The sequence below is a fragment of the Congregibacter sp. genome, assembly GCF_045107095.1.
GTDB lineage: Bacteria > Pseudomonadota > Gammaproteobacteria > Pseudomonadales > Halieaceae > Congregibacter.
This window is the reverse complement of the sequence record NZ_JBGCFU010000115.1, coordinates 1-12,818: the sequence shown is the minus strand read 5'-3', so window position 1 is coordinate 12,818 and position 12,818 is coordinate 1. Positions and strand designations below refer to the sequence as shown.

Sequence of the window (12,818 nt, the reverse complement as noted above, 5' to 3'; positions counted from 1 at the left end):
GCCAGGTAGCCATTCTCCGCGTTCCTTCCGCAGAGGGATGGCTTCCTGATGCACCAGTTTCATCCCTACATTGTTGGCGCAACGAACCACATAGTCACTTGAGTGGGCAAAGCGTCCGGAGCGCTCGAGTTTGAGATCGCTCCCTTCGTGCTTTTCGGTACTCAAAACAAAGCGGACACCAGGATTAGAGTGCTTGGCAACTTCCGCGAATACTTCTTCGAGTGCTCCAATGTAAATCAGTACATCCGCGCAAAGTATCAAGTCATAGCTTTCGTCTGAATCACGCAATATTGTGCTTACGTCGCCCAGGAGTAACTCATCATAGACGGCCTTCTCTGCCGCCTTCTCCAGCATGGCTGGGGCAACGTCGACACCAGTGAGTTGCTCACAGTAGCTGCGTATTTGCAGACCGACGAGTCCGGTCCCGCAGCCAAGGTCAAGGGCGTTCTTGTACCAGGCATCCTCGCTATCAAGCGCTTCTAGCAAGGTGGGAATCTTATCGGGTACGGAATACTCGAGTGACTCGGTGAGGTGCTTCTCGAAGTTTGCGGCATAGCCTTCAAACACCGCGCGGGCGTAAGCAGCGTCGCCACGGGTTAACTGTTTGCCGGTGGCAGCGGCGATTAAGTGTTGGGTGGATTTGTCGCCTGGCAGCAGCTTCAATAAATGCTCCAGATGCTGCACGGCTTCATCATCACGACCCAGAGCCAGCAAGGTATTTGCCACTCCGCGAATGGCCCGTTCATCTTCCGGTGCACCCTGGAGTGACTCTTCATAAAGCTCAAGCGCGGATAGAGGCTGGTTCATGGCACTGTGGGTTTGAGCCAGATTCAGCAATGCTTTTTGGTGGCGCGGCTCAAGGTTCAAAGCACTTTCATAGGCTTTCACCGCATCTTCGTGCTTCCCCAGGTCGTTGAGAAGGTTACCAATATCGTTGAAGGCATCTGTGTACAAAGGGTTGAGTTTCAGAGCGCGCCTCAGCGCTTCCAAGGCATTTTCTTGCTGCCCTGCACCTCGCAACGCCCTTGCCAGATTTGCGTAAACCTCCGCATCGGCGGTACCGCTGTTCACCAGCTGTTGGTAGCACCCGAGCGCCTCCTTGTACTGCTTTAAGTCTGTGAAGGCGGTAGCTAGATTGTTAAGCGCTTCTGAAAATGTGGGTTCCAAAGTCAGCGCGGCTTTATAGGCCTCTACAGCATGTTCTGGCTCAGAGAGTCTGCTCAGTACTACGCCTCGAAGATTATGGAGTGCTGGTTGCTCGGGATGCTGTCGGCAAAGTTTATTGATGTCTGCGCGAGCCGCGTCGAGTTTGCCGGCATTTACCAATCGCGCCACTCGTTCAAAGTCAGCCGCACTTAGCGGGGCTTTGCTATTGCCTTTGAGCGCTTTGAGTGCCTTCTTCGCTTTTTTGTTACCCGGCTCTACGCTCAGGACTTGTGCGTACAGGCGCTTGGCTTCATCAATATTGCCTGTCTTTTCGTGTTGCGCCGCCAGGCCCATGGCCTCGGTGCTGGTCAATTGTCTTGCCATGGATTTTGCTGCCTAAAACGACGGACTCAGAAACTGTAAGTGAGCGTTACGGTTGGGCCATCAAGCTGCGCGTTGATTGAGGTGGTGCTCAGCGCGCCCTTACGGGTAATGTCGATGTCTGTGATCTGATACCCGACGGAAACTCCAATCTGCTCGCCAAAACGATAGTAACCACGGAGATGGGCATAGGTGAAATCGCCGTTGTACTCGTCCACGGTTGCGGATAACCAGCCACCAACTAAGCTGAAGAACACACGATCATTAACAGCCCAGCTTGCGGACCCCCGAAGGTTGGGCACAGGCGCAAGCAGTGTCTCGCCTGCCGCTGCTGCTTCGACGGCTTCACCGTCAATTTCAATGCGGCCAGAAATGCCCACACCGAAGTCCAGAGCATGGAGGCCCCCACCCAAGAGAATCTCTAGGTTGTCACTGCGGTGTACCGCATACAAAACATCCACCATGTAGGTATCGATATCCAAGGAGGCCGCGATCTGGGTATTTGCGGTGAACTCTTGACCATCAAAGTTGAAATCTCTCGTGCTCAACCGTTGCCCGGTACCGGAAAACGAGTACGCCCCGGCAAATAAGGACCATCGGGGCTTGAATCGGTACCGATAATCAACGAAGTATGAGTTGTCGCTGTTATCAATACCGAGGTCATCGAGGGAGATGGGGGTCGGGTCAAAATTCTCGGTGGTGACGCCAATGGTCAGGCTCGTTGACTGACGTGTCGCGCCAACGGAGATCTTGTGTGTATCGTCGAAAAAGTGGGATTTAGCACTCTCATCGTCGTTGGCATGCACGACACCACTCAGAAGTGCCGTCATGCCCAGAAAAAGCGCTGACATGCCCAGACAAAGAGAGGCGGTTCTAAATAGCATCGCTAAAAAACTCCAAACACAGGTGCACGCTTAAGCGTGGTTCTTATCAGGTTGTAGTATACGCCTGCCAGGGAGGATGTTCAGATTCAATAGGCGTGCGCTACCCTGTTTCGGAATCCAGCTTAGCCAAAGTAATCTGGTGCGATTTCGCGCTTGCTACTCGCCCCGGGCACTTCAACAGCTAACTTCGGGACCAGGTAACCGGGCCGCGTGGCGGCAAGTTGCCCCAGAATCTGGCGTGCTTGTGGCTCACCAACTTCGAAGTGCGCACTCCCTGACACACGATCCAGCATATGAATGTAGTAGGGCATGGTCCCCGAGGCGAAAAGGCGATCGCTTAGCTGACCTAGTACCTCGGCGCTATCGTTAACTCCGCGCAGGATCACGGATTGATTGAGCATCGTTACCCCTTCGCTGCGTAAACGACGGAGAGCTTGTGTCGTAGAGTGATCAATTTCTGCGGGATGGTTGCTGTGAACGACCATCACCACCGGCTGTTCTTTGGGACTTAATGCATCGATAAGCTGATCGGTAACGCGATCGGGAATTACGATGGGCAGTCGCGTATGAATGCGCAGAGTGATTTTCCGATTACTTTGACGGAGCCGCTCGGCGATCGCAGCGAGGTTGGCGTCGGTGAGCAAGAGTGGGTCACCCCCGCTCAGGATCAGCTCACCTATGTCCGGATCCTCTAATAATTGGTCGATAGCGGCTAGGCGCTCTTTGCTCGACTGTGCATTGTCAGTGTAGGGGTAAGCGCGTCGAAAACAGTAGCGACAGTTCACGGCGCATTGTCCCGTAGCGATCAGAAGCGCGCGCCCATGATATTTGCGTATGACGCCCGGAGTGTCAGCGTAGAGACTTGTCTCTGCTACGGGGTCATCACTAAATCCTTCGATGTTTAGTGTTTCCTCGCCCGCCGCGAGCACCTGACGAAGCAGCGGGTCATTGGTGTTGCCCTTTTCCATTCGTTCGGCAAACGCTCGCGGAACCAGAAGCGAAAAGGATTCGTCGGCGTCTTTGGAGTAGGACAGTTCCTCGAGCGTCAGGCCCACGGCTGCGGCGAGCGCCGACGGGGTTCGTATCGCATCTTGCAACTGCTCTTTCCAGGTTTGGCTGTTGTGTATTTGAAGAAGAGCTGTGCTGGCTGTCATCCCAAGCGATCCCGCAAGCTGTAGAAGAGCATACCTGCTACCAAGCCTGGCCACCGCAGTAGAGTGCCGCCGGGAAATTTTGGCGTGGGCACGTTCGCCATCACATCGAAGCGTTCGGCGGTGCCAGCTATTGCTTCAGCCACGAGCTTGCCGGCTAATGTTGCGATGGGTACGCCATGTCCGGAGTAGCCGTGGGCGTACAAGATACGCGGCGACACGTAGCCCAGCGCTGGCATACGATTGAGAGTAATGGCCAGCGTGCCTCCCCAGCCATAGTCGATTCGAGTGTCGGCGAGCTCGGGGTAGATACTCAGCATGTAGGGACGCACAAAGTTCGCTATGTCACTGGGAAAGCGCGAAGTGTAGGACTCGCCTCCGCCAAAAAGCAGTCTGTTGTCAGCGGACAGCTTCCAATAGTTGATCACAAAGCGTGAGTCTGACATCGAGGTGTCGTCTCGGATCAACCGACGTGCGGTTTCCTCGCCCAAAGGCTCCGTAGCCACGACGTAGTTGTTGATGGGCATTATCTGGCCCGCGACACGGGGCTCCAGCTTTCCAAGATATCCATTACAAGCAAGGAGCAGGTGTTCACAGTCGACTTGCCCTCCATCTGTATGCACCGTCACGCCTGTGTTTTCCTCATAGTGAGAAACTCTGCTGTCTTCGTGCATCACCACGCCAAGTTCCTGGGCAGCGCGGGCTAAACCGAGGCAGTAATTGAGGGGATGAAGATGGCGGGAGGCGGTATCCAATATGGCGCCATGAAAGCCTTGAGCCGAGGTCATAGCTCCCAACTCATCAGCCGCAACATAACGAACATGCTCGTAGTCATAGGCTGTTCGCAGGTGATCAACTTCCTCCTGAAATTCCTTTGCGGCCTTTTTGGTGCATGCGGTATGGAGGTTTCCCTGTTTAAGCTCGCACTGGATCGCAAACTCGTCGATGAGTTCACATACGGTTGCAACACCTTCGAGACCGAGGTCCCAGAGAGCTCTAGCCTGATGTTGACCTACCAGCTTTTCGAGAGCTTCCTGATCTGCTCGTTGACCGGTACCCACGTGACCGCCGTTTCGCCCGGACGCCCCCCAAGCCAAGCGGTTGGCCTCGAGAAGCGTGACGCTATAGCCCCGCTTGCGTAGATGTATAGCTGCTGACAGTCCTGTGTATCCGCCGCCAACAACGCAAACGTCACTGCGCTCACTGCCTGTCAGCGCAGAAAAATTGGCTGCGAAGTTGGCGGTAGCGGCATACCAGGAGTTGACGTGCGATTGACTCATTGTGTTTGTGTGGAACTCAAAAAAAACCTTTATGTCGAAGCATAGTAGCGCAGCGTCCAAACCCCCGCGACTCTAAGCTCAAAACCGATCAATGCTAGCCATTTGTGGGTATTGCGAGGTCTACGGTGCTACTGCGATACTCTTTTGAAATCGTAGGAAGCATCGCATGACGGCGAATCACAAGACCATCACTGACTGGCTGAAGCAGCAGCAGATATCCGAGATCGAATGCCTGGTGCCCGACATGACAGGGAACGCACGGGGCAAGTTCATTCCTGCGCATCAGTTTATCTCTCACGGTGATCCGCGGCTGCCGGAAAGTATTTTGGTACAGACGGTTACCGGCGAGTACAGCGATGAACACTGGGACTTCGTCGAGCCCACCGATACCGATATGTTGCTACGCCCTGACGAGTCCACCATGCGGCTTGTGCCCTGGGCTCGAGAACCCACCGCGCAAATCATTCATGATTGCTACACCCAAGCTGGCGAGTTACATCCTCTGGCGTCGCGGTCGGTACTCCGCAAAGTCTTAAATGCTTACGAGGAAGCCGGTATACAGCCAGTGATAGCTCCGGAAATGGAGTTCTATCTCGTGGCGCGCAACGAAGATGCGGACAACGAGCTTGTGCCGCCTGTGGGGCGCAGTGGCCGCCGGGAAACCGCGCGACTCTCCTACAGCATTGATGCGGTCGCTGAGTTCGAAGAGTTTGTGGAGGATATGTATGACTATGCAGATGCTCAGTCTCTCGATGTCGACACGCTAATTCACGAAAACGGTGCCGCGCAGATGGAAATTAACTTCCGTCACGGTGACCCGCTGTCTCTTGCTGATCAGGTCTTCGTATTTAAACGCACGGTTCGCGAGACTGCGCACAAATACGATATGTACGCGACCTTTATGGCGAAGCCAATGAAGGGGGAACCCGGCAGCGCCATGCATATCCATCAAAGTCTTTTGGACGCGGAAGGTAACAACATCTTTGTTGATGCAAATGGTGAGCACTCAGCAGCCTTCATGAGTTACATCGCTGGGCTGCAGAAATTCACACCGGAGCTAATCAGTCTTTACGCCCCCAACGTGAATTCCTATCGTCGTCTGGCGCCGGAGATATCGGCGCCCATCAATCTCAACTGGGGCCTGGATAATCGAACCTGCGCGTTCCGCGTACCCCAGAGCGAGCTTGCGGCGACTCGCGTTGAGAACCGTTTTCCCGGTGCGGATGCTAATCCCTACCTGGCCATTGCTGCGTCCTTGGCAAGTGGCCTGGTGGGTATGCAAGAGCAGCTCACACCAACGGCACCGCATATGGGCACGGCCAATGAAGACAGCGTCGAAGTGGCGCGGACCCTGGAAGAGGGCCTGCGCAACCTTGGCAGCACGCCTGCCCTTTGCGATCTGTTTGGCGATCTGTTTCTGCGCGCCTACGCCGCCGTGAAGCTTGATGAGTTCGAGGAGTTTAATCGGGTGATTAGTTCCTGGGAGCGTGAGCACTTGCTGCTGCAGGTATGACGACATGAGCACGGTTGTCTTTGGGCCCAGCCTCCGCGGGCGCATCTTTACTGCGGTTAAGTACCTGACCTATCTGCTTCTTTTGGGGAATGTGTTCCTGTTTTTGCAGGAAGAAACCAGCTCCCTCGAGCACACCTTTACCGGCGCCATGTCTCTCAGCCAGTTTGTACAAGTGTTTGCGGCGACTCTGGATACCGCGGCTTGGGTGGTGTTGCTATTGCTGTTTGAGCTGGAAACTTCGGTGCTTGATGACGAGAAAATTCGCGGCTCGGTAAAGTTTGCGCTGCACGGTATTCGTCTCCTTTGTGGTGCTGCCATCGTTTGGGCTTTTACTGGCTATTGCGCGGAACTGATTACGCTATACAAGGTTACGCCGATGGACGCGTGGAGCGGATGTACGCAGCTTACCAACGATTGGTCGCTGCTTCTCACTCTGGACGAGTATGAACCCTTAAGTGCCCAGAACTGCTCGGTGGTGGCGGATGCCGCCTTACGCATCAGCGATTTCAACATCGTGGCTGATGCTGAAACCTTGCATGCCAGTCGGCTTCTGGCCTGGACAGACGTGATCAATTCAGCGGCATGGATATTGGTCGTTGTGGTGCTTGAGATCGAAGTGCGGCTGCAGTTGAGAGGCAGCCTGACGGATGCCGTTGTAGACGGCACCCGTTATCTCAAGTACTGCGTCTACACCACTTTGTTTATTGCCGCGGTTTACTGGGGAATAGCAGGCAAGTTTCTCGATTTCTATGACGCGAGTATGTGGCTATTCGCGTTTATCTTTATCGAGCTGAATGTCTTCGATTGGCAGCGCGAAACGCAGGAATCTCAGGCCTCCGACCCAAAGGTCTGATCGAATTTTGTGCGATAGCAATCTCTGCCGCGCGTGAATACCGCGGAGCGGGGTAACGATTACCAAACACTGCGCTGGGCGCGGGCTCAGTAGTCGTCGAACTCCAGGTCGTAATCGCCGAGCTCTTCGCGAAGCCGTAGCTCCTCGATTCTCTGCTCTGCACGCCGGCGTTTTTCCGCCAGTTGGTGCTTGTCCGAGGATTCCGTACTCAGACCTTCATAGGCCTCTTCCGAAAACTCTCCGATCACAGGCTCGAACATTTCGTCCATACCGTCAGCGACGGATTCCTGATTGCGATCTCCCACAAACCACCTCCTGATGATTACGGGCCATCAACGTTTCCCAATATCCGGCAGCTTTCGTAGTGAGTCAATCAGTTTAGATGCCTGATTTACATGAAAAATTACGATCATTAATCGCTCTTTTGATGGAAAACTTGGCGTAACAGTTGACGGGCGATCCCGGTTTTCATCCATGAAATCACGCTGCACATCCCTGTGCTGAGCCTGCAAGTCGCGTGTCCGGGAGCCTCGTCTTGCGTCCCCGTGAGGGCGCAGAAGGTTTATTGCAAAGCCTATGCCAGTGGTTATTGAGCCGAACTTTGTCGATTTGCGCCAAAAACTGCGGTTTTGGATGCCTGTATTAAGCGTGGGGGCTATTTGCTCAGGGTCTCGTACGCGACAGCTTGCGTATCGCGAACGTGTTCGCGTACAGCGCGGTGCACAGCAGGTGCTTAGGAGTAGAGCTCCTGCACAATAAGCGAAGCCACAGCGTCAGCACTGCCACCAACCGCATCCACATTGTGTGTCGCGAATCGCTCATAGAGGGGGGTGCGCTCGTTGTAAATGTCTTCGAAGGTTTGATCTGCACCACTGGCAATCCCACGATCAGGGTTAGCGGAGACACGCTGAACCAGCGTGGCGACATCAGCACGGAGATAAACCACGGGCCCCGCAGCGCCCAGTCGCTCCATGATCGCTTCGCTGTAAATAACGCTGCCGCCCGTTGCCAGGACCCGGCCTTCGACGGGCTCGCTGACCAGCACCTGCTCTTCGATCTCTCGGAGCCGCAGGTGTCCGTCGCTGTCGATGATTTGCTGCAGGGTCCGACCCTCGCGTGCCTGAATGGACAAGTCGGTATCGGTAAACTCCAATCCGATTAGCTTTGCCAGAATCACACCAACGGTGCTTTTTCCGACGCCGGGCATGCCAATCAAGCTGATGGTTTGAAATTGCGTGCGGATATTGCTCATGATCCTTCCTTTTTGCCGACCTGCATTATCCTGACTTCTGGCAAAGGCTCAATGCTCTATGCCTGCATGCTAAAGTTCGGCCCCTGTCTGACTAAGGAAACTGGAATGAGTCTGAATCACACTCCCTTGGATGCACTACACCGCGAACTGGGCGCGCGAATGGTACCTTTTGCCGGCTACGACATGCCCGTGCAGTACAGCGATGGGATTATTGCTGAGCATCGGCATACGCGAGGGCTCGCCGGTTTGTTTGATGTGTCACACATGGGGCAGTTCATTCTCGAGGGCCCAGAAATCACTGCGACTCTCGAGTCGCTGGTACCGGTGGACCTTGAAGCACTAGGAGAACATCGTCAGAGCTATGCGCTACTCACAAATGATGAAGGTGGTGTGCGTGACGATTTGATTATTACCCGTTGGGGACCGGAACAGTTTTTCTTGGTGGTAAATGCCTCCTGTAAGACCGAGGATCGTGCGTGGATTGAGTCCCAGCTGCTCAGTGGGCAGTCTCTGCGGGAGTTGGATGGTCAGGGCTTGCTCGCTTTGCAGGGGCCTAGGGCCAGAACGGTGTTGGGGAGCTTGATACCCGAAGTCGCAGATCTTGTGTTCCTGCAGGGGCTTCATTGTGAGTTGGACGGGATACCCCTCTATGTGACCTGCTCGGGATACACCGGAGAAGACGGCTACGAGTTATCGGTAGCCGGGGAGCACGCCGATGCAATTGCGCGGAGGCTTCTGGGTCATAGCGATGTCGCCGCTATTGGCTTGGGGGCTCGTGACTCTCTGCGTCTTGAGTCTGGCTTGTGCCTTTATGGGCATGAACTTTCTCCGTTGATTTCCCCTATCGAAGCCAAGTTGAATTGGTCTATTAGTAAATCGCGTCGCCCTGGCGGTGCGCGCGCAGGCGGTTATCCGGGATCTGAACGTATCGCGCGGGAATTGAGCGAGGGGACGTCGCGCGCTCGAGTCGGCATGCGAGTGCTGGGAAAACGCCCGGTTCGCGAAGGTCAGGACGTGCTTAATGCGTCTGGAGATGTGGTGGGTGTTGTAACGTCCGGCGCCTACGCTGCAACGGTGGATGCGCCTATTGCCATGGCGTTTGTGGACAGTGCTTACACCGCCCTCGATACGGAACTCAGTGTTGATGTGCGTGGCAAAGCCTTACCGGTGGTGGTGTGCAAATTACCGGTGGTGCCTCAGCGGTACTACCGAGGCTAAGCCCGGCTGATCAGTGCGCCCAGTCGCGGGGTGCCTTGAACTGCTGAGACAGGTACTGCATCTGGTCTGCCAGAATTCGATCTTTGGCCAGGTAGTGCCACTCGTAAGTGTTCGGTCGGAAGGGAATAGCCAGTAGCGGCATGCTCGCTTCTTCCGGGGTGTGATTGTCTTTTTGCCAGTTACAGCGTTTGCAGGCTGCGACAACATTTTCCCAACGATCTTGCCCGCCGCGAGACACAGGCAGAACGTGGTCTCTGGTGAGCTCAGATCGACTGTACTGGGTTCCGCAATATAAGCAGCGATGATCATCCCTGCGAAACAGCGTGCGATTGCATAGCGGTGGACTAAAGCCCTGAACGATGCGCCCTTGTAGGGCAATGATAGGCTGTAGGTCGATACGGGAGCGTTGGCCGGAGAGTCGTTGGACGCCTCCGAACACCGGAGGCAGTACGTCCCCAATGCCGTAGACAACGTCGCCTCGGGCATAGGCCGATATTGCTTCATGCAGTGACAGCCACCCGCGGGGTTGTCCTGCCAGGTCCAGCTTGAGGATCGCTTGCATGCGCTCCTACTCGTTGAGGTCTCCTCTAAGCTACTGCAATCGGAGAGCGCAAACAATCCCCGAGTGAAATTGCTTCAACGACGAATCTGGCTACTCACTTCCAGTGGCATCTTCCGACGCTGATTTCTCGGGGTTTTTCCAAACCAACGCGATAAGCCGCTGGGTGCCGGATTGCTCAGCAAGGGACTCAGGATCATCGATAACCCGGAGCTTTTGTTTTTCGGCCAGGGTGAACAGCGGTATCAACTTTGCGCCACTCTCGCGTTTGTAGTCCTCCAGACTGAAATCTTCTCCAAGGCGAATGGTCTTCATTTCTGCACCACCTGCCAGAAGGCTCGCGAGCTTCTCGAAGGTCACATCAGCAGAAAACAGTCGGGGTGGGGCGTATTCATCGGCAATACGCGAGCGTTCTGTGTCTTTGCGATCTTCGCTGTTGCGAAGACTGAAGACACGTTGGGGGCCAAACTCGCTGCGAAACTTCATACAGGCGAGGGTGTTCCATCGGGAGCGACGACTCACCGCGAACAGACGGCCAATGCCCGAGAGTTCCAGATATTGGTCGGCATGAGACGAAACAGGATCTCCATAGTAGACCTCTAGTCCCGCCATACGCGCGGCGCGAATTTCTTCATAGGAAGTATCGGCAAGTTTCACCCGGTAACCCTGTTCTTGAAGTGCTTTTGCCAGAGCCCGGGCAACGCTGTTCGCACCGACAAATAGCATCCCATGGGGTTCGGCTTCTGCGAGTCCCAGAGCAGCGGTAATTCGTCGCGCGGTAAAGCTCTGCAGAATTACGGTCGCAAGAATCACCAGGAATGTAAGGGCAACCAATGTGGAGGCGCCCTCATGTCCGGAGTCTTCCAGACGAATTGCAAAGAGTGATGACACCGCTGCTGCGACGATACCGCGGGGAGCGACCCATGCAATCAAAGCCTTCTGTTGCCAGCGATAACCACTGCGTATGGTCGATAACCATACGACTAAGGGCCGTGCAGCCAGAATCACCAACAAAATGATAACGCCCTGCCAGCCCGTGGCGAAGATCTCTGCGGGGTCTACGCGCGCACCCAGAACTACAAAGAGCATAGAAATGATCAGTACTGAGAGACTCTCCTTGAAACTGAGAATCTCATTCACCGACACGTTGCGCATGTTGCCCAACCAGACGCCCATAATGGTGACGGCGAGCAGACCTGATTCGTGGACAAAGGCATCGCTGACCGCAAAAATCATTACGACCCACGCAAGCGTTAATACATTGAGAAGGTATTCCGGTACCCAGTGGCGCTTCAGCACGATGCCCAGAGTCGCTGCGCCGGCCAATCCCAAGATGGTGCCCGTGGCGACACTTTCTGCGAAGAGCAAGAGCGAGTTTTGACCCGTGAGCAGGTATTGAAACACCAGTACCGCGATGAGTGCACCCACGGGGTCAATCATGATGCCTTCCCAGCGCAACACCTGACTGACACTGTTTTCTGCGCGCATCGTGCGCAGCAGCGGATTAATGACTGTGGGTCCCGTGACGATCATAAGAGCCGCAAACAACATGGCGATGTCACCCGAGAGCCCCGCCAGATAGTGTGCTCCCGCGGCAATCAACAACCAGTTGAGAACCGCGCCCCAGCTCACCAGATTGGTGACCACCGCACCGTGCCCTCGAATATCTCTAAAGCGCAGTGTCATGCCGCCTTCAAAGAGAACCAGCGCAACACCCAGAGAAACCATGGGAAACAGGATTGGCCCGAACATTTCGTCGGGATCAAGAATGCCTGTGGCGGGTCCTGCGAGAATGCCCAGTGCCAGCAGCGGCAGAATCGACGGCAGCTTCAGCCGCCAGGCTAACCATTGAGCGCCTACGCCGAGAACCAGCACCGCAGCCATGGTGTAAAGAACAGATTGATCCATAAGGGACTAAAGCTCGCTGTTGCAACAGCGCATCAGCCTACTGTGATCACCATGAGATGGAAAGCAAAGCAAAGCGCCGGATTGACGAGACAACCCAGCGCTATTGATATCTTAGTCGTAGCGGTCTTTCAGGACAAAAAAGGCGAGGAAGAGCAGGGCGATACTAAAGGGTAGGGCAATATAGATACCGTTGACTCCTAGCAGCGATTCCAGCGTAACGGCGCCAAAGTTAGCAGGTTGGATCAGCGTGGATTCCAGATAGGGGAAAGCCAGAGAAAACAGGAAAGCGCCAGCGAGCGCGCCTAGCAAAGTGAAGATAGCGTCCTTTTTGCCCTCTGCACTGCCCACCACGCAGGTGCCGGGGCAATATCCTGCGACGGCCCAGCCAATACCGAAGATAGCGCCTCCCGCGGCTATACCCCACAGGTAAGCGGGTTTAACCGACATGTTGGCAAGGCCGCCCATATCAAGAAGATATATTCCCAGTGAGCCAACACCGATGGCGGTCATCATGAGCTTGATGATCCACATGTCTTTGAGCAGCAATGTTCCCAAAATGCGGCGATAACTCGTTGCACCGCCCATGTACAAAATTGCGCCGAAGGCGCAGCCGATCAGAAATCCGATGATTAAAGTGCTCATCACGCTCTCCCGCGATACAGAAATTTGGCCA

The 12,818-nt window shown here is 54.9% G+C and carries 12 protein-coding genes; 3 read left to right on the top strand and 9 right to left on the bottom strand.

Features of this window, described 5'->3' with window-relative positions; genetic code table 11:
- The 4 genes from AB8B76_RS14160 to AB8B76_RS14145 all read right to left on the bottom strand — a co-directional run.
- Positions 1-1,530 (bottom strand): tetratricopeptide repeat protein (locus AB8B76_RS14160; RefSeq protein ID WP_405273440.1); only part of this gene is annotated, 1,530 nt, incomplete at its 3' end.
- A gap of 26 nt (positions 1,531-1,556) precedes the next feature.
- Positions 1,557-2,411 (bottom strand): outer membrane beta-barrel protein, encoded by an 855-nt coding sequence (locus AB8B76_RS14155; protein ID WP_405273439.1) that lies wholly within the window; start codon positions 2,409-2,411, stop codon positions 1,557-1,559.
- A 122-nt stretch (positions 2,412-2,533) separates the two neighbouring features.
- Positions 2,534-3,565, bottom strand: coding sequence for an EF-P beta-lysylation protein EpmB (epmB, locus tag AB8B76_RS14150; RefSeq protein ID WP_405273438.1), 1,032 nt, complete (start codon positions 3,563-3,565; stop codon positions 2,534-2,536).
- Entirely contained in the window at positions 3,562-4,842 is a 1,281-nt protein-coding gene (locus AB8B76_RS14145; protein ID WP_405273437.1) for an NAD(P)/FAD-dependent oxidoreductase, read from the bottom strand. The genes epmB and AB8B76_RS14145 overlap by 4 nt, the downstream gene beginning before the upstream one ends.
- Positions 4,843-5,008: 166 nt before the next feature.
- Between AB8B76_RS14145 and AB8B76_RS14140 the strand changes: the two genes are divergently transcribed.
- Both AB8B76_RS14140 and AB8B76_RS14135 read left to right on the top strand, forming a co-directional pair.
- On the top strand, positions 5,009-6,355 hold the full coding sequence (locus AB8B76_RS14140) for a glutamine synthetase family protein (RefSeq protein WP_405273435.1): 1,347 nt from the start codon (positions 5,009-5,011) through the stop codon (positions 6,353-6,355).
- Positions 6,356-6,359: 4 nt separating this feature from the next.
- The gene (locus tag AB8B76_RS14135) at positions 6,360-7,208 is read left to right on the top strand and encodes a hypothetical protein (RefSeq protein WP_405273434.1); all 849 of its coding nucleotides are present in this window, start codon (positions 6,360-6,362) and stop codon (positions 7,206-7,208) included.
- Between the two features lie 86 nt (positions 7,209-7,294).
- On the opposite strand, the gene AB8B76_RS14130 is transcribed toward AB8B76_RS14135, so the two are convergent.
- Entirely contained in the window at positions 7,295-7,513 is a 219-nt protein-coding gene (locus tag AB8B76_RS14130) for a PA3496 family putative envelope integrity protein (protein WP_405273433.1), read from the bottom strand.
- A gap of 428 nt (positions 7,514-7,941) precedes the next feature.
- Positions 7,942-8,460 carry a shikimate kinase gene (locus AB8B76_RS14125; protein ID WP_405273432.1) on the bottom strand — a complete coding sequence of 173 codons (519 nt, stop codon included), beginning with the start codon at positions 8,458-8,460 and terminating at the stop codon, positions 7,942-7,944.
- A 105-nt stretch (positions 8,461-8,565) separates the two neighbouring features.
- Here AB8B76_RS14125 and gcvT point away from each other — a divergent pair, with 105 nt between their 5' ends.
- Complete coding sequence (gene gcvT / locus AB8B76_RS14120; RefSeq protein ID WP_405273431.1) at positions 8,566-9,678, top strand: glycine cleavage system aminomethyltransferase GcvT; 1,113 nt, start codon at positions 8,566-8,568, stop codon at positions 9,676-9,678.
- A 10-nt stretch (positions 9,679-9,688) separates the two neighbouring features.
- Here the strand turns inward: gcvT and AB8B76_RS14115 are convergent, their stop codons facing one another.
- From AB8B76_RS14115 to AB8B76_RS14105, 3 genes are all read right to left on the bottom strand, one after another.
- A complete protein-coding gene (locus tag AB8B76_RS14115; protein WP_405273430.1) occupies positions 9,689-10,240 on the bottom strand; it encodes an HNH endonuclease in 552 nt (183 codons plus the stop codon).
- Between the two features lie 90 nt (positions 10,241-10,330).
- Positions 10,331-12,145 carry a cation:proton antiporter gene (locus AB8B76_RS14110; RefSeq protein ID WP_405273428.1) on the bottom strand — a complete coding sequence of 605 codons (1,815 nt, stop codon included), beginning with the start codon at positions 12,143-12,145 and terminating at the stop codon, positions 10,331-10,333.
- A 111-nt stretch (positions 12,146-12,256) separates the two neighbouring features.
- Entirely contained in the window at positions 12,257-12,787 is a 531-nt protein-coding gene (locus AB8B76_RS14105) for a YeeE/YedE thiosulfate transporter family protein (protein WP_405273441.1), read from the bottom strand.
- Positions 12,788-12,818: the final 31 nt, after the last annotated feature.

Excerpts from the sequence above, each read along its gene's own strand:
- AB8B76_RS14155 (WP_405273439.1), bottom strand. The coding sequence starts at position 2,411 with ATGCTATTTAGAACCGCCTCTCTTTGTCTGGGCATGTCAGCGCTTTTT.
- epmB (WP_405273438.1), bottom strand. The coding sequence starts at position 3,565 with ATGACAGCCAGCACAGCTCTTCTTCAAATACACAACAGCCAAACCTGG.
- AB8B76_RS14145 (WP_405273437.1), bottom strand. The coding sequence starts at position 4,842 with ATGAGTCAATCGCACGTCAACTCCTGGTATGCCGCTACCGCCAACTTC.
- AB8B76_RS14140 (WP_405273435.1), top strand. The coding sequence starts at position 5,009 with ATGACGGCGAATCACAAGACCATCACTGACTGGCTGAAGCAGCAGCAG.
- AB8B76_RS14135 (WP_405273434.1), top strand. The coding sequence starts at position 6,360 with ATGAGCACGGTTGTCTTTGGGCCCAGCCTCCGCGGGCGCATCTTTACT.
- AB8B76_RS14125 (WP_405273432.1), bottom strand. The coding sequence starts at position 8,460 with ATGAGCAATATCCGCACGCAATTTCAAACCATCAGCTTGATTGGCATG.
- gcvT (WP_405273431.1), top strand. The coding sequence starts at position 8,566 with ATGAGTCTGAATCACACTCCCTTGGATGCACTACACCGCGAACTGGGC.
- AB8B76_RS14115 (WP_405273430.1), bottom strand. The coding sequence starts at position 10,240 with ATGCAAGCGATCCTCAAGCTGGACCTGGCAGGACAACCCCGCGGGTGG.
- AB8B76_RS14110 (WP_405273428.1), bottom strand. The coding sequence starts at position 12,145 with ATGGATCAATCTGTTCTTTACACCATGGCTGCGGTGCTGGTTCTCGGC.
- AB8B76_RS14105 (WP_405273441.1), bottom strand. The coding sequence starts at position 12,787 with ATGAGCACTTTAATCATCGGATTTCTGATCGGCTGCGCCTTCGGCGCA.